The 4710-nt window shown below is 67.5% G+C and carries 3 protein-coding genes and 1 pseudogene; 2 read left to right on the forward strand and 2 right to left on the reverse strand.

Features of this window, described 5'->3' with window-relative positions:
• Window positions 1-324: DNA starvation/stationary phase protection protein (locus tag JNK68_07095; protein ID MBL8540123.1), on the forward strand; the 324-nt coding region annotated here is incomplete at its 5' end.
• A 330-nt stretch (window positions 325-654) separates the two neighbouring features.
• A pseudogene (locus JNK68_07100) lies at window positions 655-792 on the forward strand (ZIP family metal transporter).
• A 54-nt stretch (window positions 793-846) separates the two neighbouring features.
• Here the strand turns inward: JNK68_07100 and JNK68_07105 are convergent.
• Together JNK68_07105 and JNK68_07110 are read right to left on the reverse strand one after the other, a co-directional pair.
• Entirely contained in the window at window positions 847-2535 is a 1689-nt protein-coding gene (locus JNK68_07105; GenBank protein ID MBL8540124.1) for a ShlB/FhaC/HecB family hemolysin secretion/activation protein, read from the reverse strand.
• Window positions 2536-2601: 66 nt separating this feature from the next.
• Window positions 2602-4710 (reverse strand): hypothetical protein (locus JNK68_07110; GenBank protein ID MBL8540125.1); only part of this gene is annotated, 2109 nt, incomplete at its 5' end.

Raw genomic sequence — 4710 nt, forward strand, 5'->3', positions numbered from 1 at the left:
CTCATGTTCGAAACCCAGTACAACGAACTCGCGCTCGCCGTCGACCAGATCGCCGAGCGCATTCGCGCCCTGGGTTACCGGGCGCCGGGTACCTACGGCGAGTTCACCAACTTGAGTTCGATCAAGGAGGTGAGCGGATCACCGAAGGCCGAGGAAATGGTCCGTCTGCTGGTCGAAGGTCAGGAAGCGGTCGTGCGCACGGCGCGCTCGGTGTTTCCGGCAGTCGACGAGGCACACGACGAGCCTTCCGCCGACCTCCTCACCCAGCGCATGCAGGTACACGAAAAGACGGCCTGGATGCTCCGAAGCCTCCTGGAAAAGTAACGTAATCGCTCGGAGGCAGCGGCGCTCACGCCGGTACAAGAGCCCATGACCACCACCACGCTCGCCATCGCTGACTGGCTCCGCCACGGGCGTTCCGCCGCCCAGGGCGGGCAGCCGGACTGGCGACGCATCGTCGGCCTTGCCATCGTCGTCGGCGGCGCGCTCCACCTGCTGGCAGCCTGGGGCGGGCAACTCTCGGCCTTCCTGGTCGCCCATCCGCAGATTCGCGACGGCGTGTTCGCGAGCCTGCTCGCCGGACTCGCGACCGGCGTCGGCGCGCTGCCGCTGCTCGTCATGCGCGAGGTGTCGCAGCGGATTCGCAATTCCGCCCTGGGCTTCGGCGCGGGCGTGATGGTAAGCCACGAGATCATCCCGGAATCGCATCGGCGCGGCCACGAGACGCACGCCACCTTCGGCGTGATGACGGGCTTCGCGCTGATGATGGTGCTGGATACGGCGTTCGCCTGATCGCCCGCTCCCCGCAGCCAGCCGCGCGATCGCCTGCGCGGCAGGTCCGCTCCGTCAGAAGAACTTCACGAGCTGAATCCAGCCCTGTGACGAGGCGTTGCTCACACCCGGCACCGGTTCCGATCCCACGCGCCAGGCGACGCTGCCGCGCAGAGAAAAGCCGCCCGCGAAGAGGAGATTGGCGCCTATGCCGGCGCCGTACTGGCTGATGCGGTTGAGCCCGGCGCGAAACGGATCCTGATTGATGCGGACGGTGCCGCCGTCGAAGAAGGCGAAGACCTGCGGTCGCGTCAACCAGCCCCACGGCGGCAGCGCGTAGCGCAGCTCCGCCGTGCCGAGAAATCCGTCATCGCCGACGCCTTCTCCCTGCGGATACGCGCGCACCCCGTTCGGACCGCCGAGCACGAACTTCTGCGACGGGTCCAGATTCTTGCCGGCGAACTGCCCCTGGATGCCGAGGTAGAGCTGCAGCGCCTCGCCGAGGTGCTGCAGGCGCAGCGCCGAGTAGACCAGCTTGTCGAAGCTGCCCGCCGACTGGGTCGTTGCCTGGTCGATCTGATAGAAGCCCTGGTCGCGAAACTGCAGATAGCCGTTCACGTAAGCGAGCGATGCCGCGCTCACGCCGCCGCCGAGGATGCCGTCGCGCAGGTCGCCGTTCATGCCGATCGAGACGGAGCGGATCCAGCGCGGATTCGACAGCCCCGTCGCATACCGGTCGTCGAGGTCGAGATAATCGAACGAAAGCTGCGCATCGAGATTGCCGCGCGTCGACCGGATCGCCGGGTAGAGACCGAACAGGCTGTAGACGTTGGCGTTGCCGTTGGCATCGAGCGCCGAGAATCCCTGCCCCAGCGTGTAATAGGTGCGCGAGAACGCCGCGCCGAGACGCAGGCCGTTGCCCGCGACCGGCATCTGGTAGGCCGCACGGCCGTACCAGAGGTCCGTCTGCTCCGTGACGAGACCGCGCACGGAGAGCAGATCCCCGCGTCCGGCGAGATTCGCCGCGGCCACGCTGCCGCCCAGACGCAGCGCCCCGGTATAGCGATTGCCGTAGTTGTCCGCCTCGATCGCCCCGGAGAACGTGCGCACCGGCGCGACGTCGACGAGCAGGTCCGAGGTGCCGACCTCGGCGCCCGGCTTGAGCGTGGCGCTCGACGACACACCGGCGAGCTCCGAGAGCAGCAGCAGCTCGCGCTCGAGCGGTCCCTGCCGGATGACGGCGCCGCTCGAAGCCTGGCTCAGGGTGTCGCGCACCAGCGCGTCGGAGAGCCGCGACGTGTTGCGCACCTCAAGCCCGCCGAAGCAGCCTTCCAGCACCGCGATCTCGACCTCGCCGCCGGCGATTTCCTGCGCCGGCACGTAGGCGCGCGCGACGAGATATCCGTGCTCGCGATAGAAGCGCGTGATGCGCGCCGCTGCCTGTTCGAGGTCTGCGAGTCCGCGCTCGCCGCCTTCGAAGTCGCCGAGCAAGGCGGTCAGCTCGGCTGGCGGAAACGCGGTCGCGCCGGTGATGCGCAAGCGCTCGACACGAAAACGCACGTCGGGCGCTGCCTGCAGGGCGGGCCGCGCCGGCTCGTCCACCTGCAGCGCGGGTTCTCGCGTCTGCGGCACGGCGGGGCGTCTCTGCTCGATCTCGCGGATGGTGGTGCCGATGTCGGGCGGCAGTACCTGGGCCGGCGCCGGGCTGCAGAGCAGGGCCAGGAACAGCGCGCCTGGCCGGATGCGTCGAAAGGTGGAAGGCATGATCGATCGTGTCGGGGATTCGTTCTTCTTCTTGCAGCAGCGCGACGCGGAATCGGCAATCGAAGGTCAGGGAGTGCGCATGCCGTCTCCTTCGATGATCAGCGACACGGTTCCGAGATCGATGACACGCCGCCATCCCGGCGTGAGGTTCCTCTGCTCGGACGCGCGGAAATTCTGCTGTGCACCGCACAGCGTTTCCGTCTCGCTGCCCGACTCGAGCTCGGCGCACGCGCTCTCGCTCTGGGCAGCACTGGCGAGCGCGCCCGTGTACGCCTGCAGAATCACGACCGGCGGGAGCGGGCCTACGGGCGGGAGCGGCTCGACGTGCGGCTGGATGGTGAGCGCGGTCGCGTTCGCGGGCGCCTGCACGAAGACATAGTTGCCGAAGTTGGCGGTGAGCCCGGACCCGTTGATGGGATAGCTGCCTGCCGTGTTCGAGTTTGTTGCCGGCGTGGTGAACGCGAGGGTACCGGTCGTTGCGCTCGCTTGCGTATCGGCGCCCTTGAATCCCTCGACCGTCCCGGTGAAAACGGGAAACGGCGTACCCTGCCGCACCGTCGCGGCGTTCGCAAGATACGTCAGCGTCGCGGGCGTGATCGTGAACGGATTCGAGACGAACGCGAGAGCGTAGTTCGAACCGGCGGTAAGCGTGTTCTGCGTGAGCGCATAGCCGCCGACGTTCTCGCCCGCGGTGCGCGACAGCGCGCCGGTCAGCGTGTCGCCCGCGACGAGCGCGCCGCTCGTGATCGCGTAGGCGAACGGCAGCGGATCGGCATCGCCGTACACCTTGGTCTGGCCGGCAGCGGCCGTCACGGTCAGCGCCGCCGGATGGATGATGCCCGTCGTGTTGTCGATGGTCGTGACGCTGTAGTTGTTGCCGCCGTTGCCGTCGTTGACCGCGTAGCTGGAAACCAGCAGCGTCTTGCCGGTGCCCGCGTTCTTGTCGGCGTAGACCTGAGCGAGCCCCGTCACCGTGTCGCCCGCCACCAGTCCCGTTACGGTCGGGACCGCCGCCGAGCTCACCGTGCCGTCGTACACCTTAGTATTCGTCGCTGCGGTCAGTGTGAGCGGCGCGGCGGTAATGGTGCCGACGTTGCCGGTCGCCGTGGTGCTCGCGAGTTGATATCCGTAGACCGTCGCCGCTCCGTTCGTCGCAGTCACGATCGAGACGCCGGGTGCCCTGACGGGCTTGTTCGTTCCGACGTTCCGATTGTCGTAGGTGCCGGACGCCGGATTGTTGAGCGTTACCGTATCGCCGTCGATCGCACCGACGGCAGCGAAGTTTGCGGGAACGAGAGTGGCGATGTTCGTTCCGTCGTAGACCTTGCTCACCGTGCCGACCAGCGTCGGTGTGATCGCCGGTGCGATGCTGTAGAGGAAGCCGTTGCCGGTGCCCAGGACCGGCGTGACGCCGAAGATGGCGTTGTACTGCTTGAAGTTGTAGGCAAGTCCGCCGCGACTGTCGAGCGCCGGGTTCGTGGACCACACCAGCCAGCGGCCCGCCCCCGGATTGAGCGCAGCGGGACCGGCGTCGTTGGTGAAGGCGGTGCCGGCGAGCACGATGCTGTTCCCGCCCGCAGTCGCGTTGACGTTTCCGTTCAGCGTGATTCCGCCGCCCGCGGTGGCGGTGAGCGTACTCGCACTGGATGCGCCGAGGGTCAGGTTGTTGACGTCGTTGAGTTGCGCGACACCTGTCGTCGTCACCGCGATGTCGCCCCCGAAGTCGTTCGCTCCCGTAAGGACGACCGGACCCGCGCCGGCAGCGATCGTCGAAGCGCCACCCACCGTGATTGCACCGATCTGGGTAACAGCGCCGTTGGCGGTGAGCCCGAGGGCGCCGCCGATGCTCGACGGACCCAGCACGATCGCGTTCGCATCGCGCAGCACGACGCTGCCACCAGTGTTCAGATTGACCGTGTTGAAGTTGTTCGCGGCGTTGTTGAAGCTGACCGTGCCCGCGGCGGACAACGACAACGTTCCGCTCGTCGCGGTGACCGGAGCAGCCGCGACGAGATTGCCGCCGGTGCTCTGCAGGGTCACGCCGACGCCAATCGTGGTCGGGTTGTTGTAGCTTTGATTGCCGCTTGTGCGCACGATGCCCGCGTTGATGCCGGTCGCTCCCGTCGCACCCGTGGTGAGAAACGCGAGCGGGACCGCGGAACCGACATTGCCGTT

The sequence above is a fragment of the Betaproteobacteria bacterium genome (genome assembly GCA_016791345.1).
Taxonomy (GTDB): Bacteria; Pseudomonadota; Gammaproteobacteria; order Burkholderiales; family JAEUMW01; genus JAEUMW01.